The 3238-nt window shown below is 44.8% G+C and carries 3 protein-coding genes and 2 pseudogenes; 2 read left to right on the forward strand and 3 right to left on the reverse strand.

Annotation, left to right across the window (positions count from 1 at the left end):
- Positions 1-567 (forward strand): YhcN/YlaJ family sporulation lipoprotein (locus tag CGZ90_RS20010; protein ID WP_205727433.1); only part of this gene is annotated, 567 nt, incomplete at its 5' end.
- Between the two features lie 12 nt (positions 568-579).
- Here the strand turns inward: CGZ90_RS20010 and lipA are convergent.
- Positions 580-1473, reverse strand: coding sequence for a lipoyl synthase (gene lipA / locus CGZ90_RS20015; RefSeq protein ID WP_094254234.1), 894 nt, complete (start codon positions 1471-1473; stop codon positions 580-582).
- Between the two features lie 214 nt (positions 1474-1687).
- On the opposite strand from lipA, the pseudogene CGZ90_RS20020 reads away from it, so the two are divergent.
- Positions 1688-2565: pseudogene (locus tag CGZ90_RS20020) on the forward strand (M23 family metallopeptidase).
- Between the two features lie 53 nt (positions 2566-2618).
- On the opposite strand, the gene CGZ90_RS20420 reads toward CGZ90_RS20020, so the two are convergent.
- Positions 2619-2726: a methionine/alanine import family NSS transporter small subunit gene (locus tag CGZ90_RS20420; RefSeq protein ID WP_106408335.1), complete on the reverse strand. Its 108-nt coding sequence runs from the start codon at positions 2724-2726 to the stop codon at positions 2619-2621.
- Position 2727: 1 nt separating this feature from the next.
- Positions 2728-3238 (reverse strand): annotated as a pseudogene (locus tag CGZ90_RS20025) (sodium-dependent transporter); the annotation flags it as partial.

Raw genomic sequence — 3238 nt, forward strand, 5'->3', positions numbered from 1 at the left:
GGATGCGGCGGCGCTGATAAGGAAAAAGCGGGCGACGAATACAAGTTTTCAAAAGTGAACGTAAAAGAGCAGAACCGGATCGGCAATAACATGAGCTACAGTGATTTCGGATATATGAGGCACAAAGAAGGAGACAAAGTGAAGACTGGAAACAGTGTTCCTTACTTAAACCGGCAGAAGCTTGCAGACATGATTTCAGATATGGCACTGCAGCTCCCGGCCATTAAAGATGTTGGTACTTATGTTACCGATGAAGAAGTGCTTATCGCTTATCATACGACTAGTAAAGATCGTGTAGCTGTTGCAGATCAGGTTAAAATGACCGCTTTCGCAGTAGTGCCACGTTATTATCATGTGTATGTAAGCGATGAAAAAGGGATGATCGATAAGCTCGAGCAATATCAAGCTTTGAACAATGACACGGAAAACATTGAAGGCATTATCGACGAGCTGATTGCCCAGATGAAAAAATCGCCGCAGGGAAAGAAGTGGAATTACGGCGAAAATGAAAACGGAGAGATGAACGGGGAGAACAACATGATGCGCGGACAGATGTCCGGAAAATAAAACACAAGCAGCTTATAAGCTGCTTGTGTTTGCTTGTGCGGCATTAACTTGCTCATCCGCATGATAGGAAGATCTGACGAGCGGGCCAGACTCACAATGTTTGAAGCCTTTGCCGAGGGCGATTTTTTTTAGTTCATTAAACTCATCTGGCGTATAATACTTTTGCACCTTTAAATGCTTTTTCGTAGGCTGCAGATATTGTCCGATCGTCATAATATCGACGTTATTAGCACGAAGATCATCCATCGTTTCGATGATTTCTTCCCACGTTTCTCCGACACCGATCATAAGGCTTGATTTAGTCGGAATGCGCTCGTTCATCTCTTTGGCGCGGCGCAAAAATTCAAGCGACCGTTCATATGTCGCACGAGCACGGACTCTAGGAGTAAGGCGGCGGACGGTCTCGATGTTATGGTTCATGATATCCGGCTTAGCGCTCATGAGAAGCTCAAGACTCTCCTTGACTCCCATCATGTCAGAAGGCAGTACTTCGATCGAACAGAACGGATTTCGTGCTCGCACTGCTTTTACCGTTTCAGCAAAAACGAACGCTCCTCCGTCTTTGAGATCATCTCTTGCAACTGCTGTAATGACGACGTGCTTAAGTCCCATCTGTTCGACTGATTCAGCAACTCGTTCCGGTTCCTGCAGATCAAGTTCTGTCGGCAATCCTGTTTTAACAGCACAGAAGCGGCATGCGCGCGTACAAATATCACCTAAGATCATGAATGTCGCTGTTTTGCGGACAGCCCAGCACTCATGAATGTTAGGGCAGCGTGCTTCTTCGCATACAGTATGTAGCTTCTTTTCACGCATCATTTTCTTGAGCTCTTTGTAGTTTTCGTTCGTGTTAAGCTTTATTTTCAGCCATTCGGGCTTGCGTAAATGTTCTTCCTGTTTTGCCACACTTACCACTCCAATCGCGTTCCTATAGAGGTAATTATAAAGACGTTTTAACATAAAACCAATTTTCTTGCTCTAATTCTTTTCACCCTTATTACCTTATCATAATGAGAAAAAATAGCCAAACCCACCCTTTTCCAACAAAAAACTTTCATAATCAGAGCCATCTGCAAACAAACTAAAGCTATATGAAAACAGGAAGGGAGCTGGAGGGCGCATGTTCAAGGCTGGCATCATATGTGCAGCAGTAGCCGCACTTCTGTTTCAATGCCCCGAAAATGCAGTGGCGGCTAATAAAGCCGCTGCACCTTCTTATTCCAAAGAGGATGTAGAACGGCTGGCATTATACAAAAAAATGGAGGCTGTTACACTTATACCATGGTATTATTTCGCCGGAGCAGACCAATATGAGCGAAGTGTAAGACGCGCAAGAACAGACTTGCCAAAGCGCAAAGGTCTTACCGGCATTTTCTTCTCACCCGCCCAATGGGCAGGACCGCTCAATCCAAATTTGGATGACAAAAATGCAAATCGCATATCTATGCTTGGCGGGTTAGGAAAAGACGGAAATAATGACGGCCTGGCAGACCGCGACAATGATGAGGACGTACTTTTTACGTTTGCCTCACTCATCGCAAAAAATGGTTTTGATGAAGAAAATTTTAAAATCGGTCTCTGGAATTATTATCAGCGGGACAAAGCGGTCGGCATCATACTGGAAAACGCTTCGATCTATAAAGCTTATGGAACTGTCAGTCTGGACAGACACAGCTTTGTCGTTCCGCTTAGGGCAAACTACAGCTATCGCAACACATGGGGAGATCGCCGAGGCTTTGGAGGATTAAGGATTCATGAAGGCACCGATATCTTTGCCGATTATGGAGTGCCAGTAAAAGCTGTCTCCTACGGCGTTGTAGAGATAAAAGGCTGGAACCGTTTTGGAGGATGGCGCATCGGCATAAGGGACATTAACAATGTTTATCATTATTNNTTGGAATGTACCGTGACAATGGTATTACCGAATGGGCTTTCGATCCTTATCCTTATTTAAAAGCATGGGAACGCCAGGAACGCCGCGCATCAAGAAAAAGGTAAACAGAAAACAAAAACCCCTTTCCCAGAGTGTCCTGGAAAGGGGTTATCATCTTTTATTTGCTGTTTTTTGAAACTCGGACGACGTTTAATATGCTCAGAGCTAATCCGCCCCAGATGATGCCCATGCCGACAACCATCATTGCAATCGCTGTTCCTGACATATTACATCGCCTCCTTATGATCTGTCGTTGTTTTTTTATCGTCCCATTTCACGAATGAAAGCAGGATGCCTAAAATAATGATCGCCGCAGCTGTTACCGCTCCATATTTGATTAAGGCCTCCACTGGATAGTTTGCGTATGGCTCTTTCAGTTCTGTGATAACGAGCTGGATCATCATATATCCAAGCAAGACAGGAGTGACAAATTTCAGACAGAACACCCACCAGCTGCCAGTCCTTAAATCAGATAAGCCGTTCGCATGGTTCTGGAACTCGCCAAGCTTCTTGAACACCCAGCCGATCAAGACGACTTCAACAAGACCAGAAAGAACGATACCGTACGTGTTGATAAAGTGATCGACGATATCTAAGAAGTTCAATCCGCCGTTAGATGCATAGATCAATGAGAACAATGCAGAGACCAGTCCGCCTCCAAGCACGGCTTTAGAACGGCTGATATTAAACTTGTCCTGCAGCGCTGCAACGTACACTTCTACAATTGAAATCAATGAC

This window comes from Fictibacillus aquaticus (assembly GCF_002245695.1).
In the GTDB taxonomy this organism is placed as follows: Bacteria; Bacillota; Bacilli; order Bacillales; family Fictibacillaceae; genus Fictibacillus; species Fictibacillus aquaticus.

Excerpts from the sequence above, each read along its gene's own strand:
- CGZ90_RS20420 (WP_106408335.1), bottom strand. The coding sequence starts at position 2,726 with ATGTCAGGAACAGCGATTGCAATGATGGTTGTCGGCATGGGCATCATC.